General features: G+C 64.7%; 2 protein-coding genes. Both read left to right on the top strand.

Going from position 1 to position 1,440, the window contains the following annotated elements:
- On the top strand, nt 1-759 hold a 759-nt coding region (locus ACFWPJ_RS32770), incomplete at its 5' end, for an AMP-binding protein (protein WP_378857383.1).
- Between the two features lie 71 nt (nt 760-830).
- Nucleotides 831-1,440, top strand: a 610-nt coding sequence (locus ACFWPJ_RS32765; protein WP_378857385.1) for an FAD-dependent oxidoreductase, incomplete at its 3' end; no start/stop codon positions are given.

Genomic DNA, 1,440 nt, shown 5'->3' with positions numbered 1-1,440 from the left:
CCCAGCAACATTCCGGGCACGACGAGTTTCTACAAGCTTCTGGATGCATTCGATTTGAAGATTCCAGATTCGATCGAAGCCTGGTGCGGCGGCGAATACATGGATGCGGGACTAGCAGAGCGGCTCGTTGAGAAGTATGCGGTGGTGAGGAACTTCTATGGTCCCACCGAAGCAACCATCTGGAGCACCTTCCATACCGTCACTCTCGAAAACCTGGGCTCGGTTGGCCTTCCTTTCGGCGGCACTACCGTGCACGCACCAGGAAGCACGGCGCACGAGCCCACGGAACTCATCTTGACCGGACGTGGTCTCGCGGCCGGGTACGTCCGTCCTGCCGACGACGACGGTCGTTTCGTGGACCTGCCCGGGTACGGCCGCGCGTATCGCACCGGAGACCTCGGCCATGTCGCTGCCGACGGCACTGTTCATGTCTGCGGCCGTATCGACGACCAGGTCAAGGTGAACGGGTACCGCATCGAACTCACCGACGTCGACGCCGCGCTCGAATGCCATGAACGTGTGCGGCATGCGGCAGCATTTACCACCAACAGCACGGATGGCACAGTCCAGATAAGCGCGGTGTATGTCGCCGACGGCACTGTGCCCATGCGGGAAATGCGGAATCATCTCCGCACGGTCTTGCCGTCGTATGCGATGCCGCGCCAGCTTCGTCAGGTCGAGCACCTTCCGCTGACGACCGCTGGAAAGGTCGACCGCAGACTGCTGCGATCCGGTTCCGAACGACCGGTCGACCGGTGACCGCGCTGAGGGTGCTGGGACGCTTCTCGAGTACCGCACGCTCGGACTGGCTGCTGCCGCCCGAACTCACGATGCAACCCGGTGCCACCGCTCTTCGCGGGCGCCGTATCGCGATCGTCGGTGCCGGGATCGCCGGCCTCGCATGCGCGTACACCCTGACAGGTTTGGGAGCCATCGTCGAGGTCTACGAGGCGCGGGCAGCCCTGGGCGGGCGTATCCTCACTCTTCGGGACGGAGACACCTTGTCCGGGAGTGGATCCGCGCCGATCCGCCTGCCCACAGGCCAATCTGTCGAAGCCGGAGCTGCACGGATACACCCACACCAGGTCACGATGGACTGGGCGCGGCTACTACGTGTCCCCTTGGCTCCCTTGGTCGTTCGCAATGACGACGCCCTGATCAATCTCACCGACAACCAGGCGCCCCATATTCTGCGCCAACGTGACTGGTGGCAGGACCTTCGAGAACGAATCGTCCGGCCAGACATCCGCCAAGGCTATCCGCAGCTACTGGCAGACAGCCTTGCCGACAGAGAGCCACACCGCACCCGGCGCACCCTGGGGGATGTGGGCGCCGGGGGGGGAACCCACCCCCCCCGGGAACATGCCCGCGCGCCGGGCCCTGACGACCCCCAGGGACGGTTAACGGGCCGCCCCCAAAAACCCCCCCCCCCATTCACCC

Source organism: Nocardia sp. NPDC058497 (assembly GCF_042720195.1).
Lineage (GTDB): Bacteria > Actinomycetota > Actinomycetes > Mycobacteriales > Mycobacteriaceae > Nocardia.
This window is presented reverse-complemented; position numbering and strand designations above follow the sequence as displayed.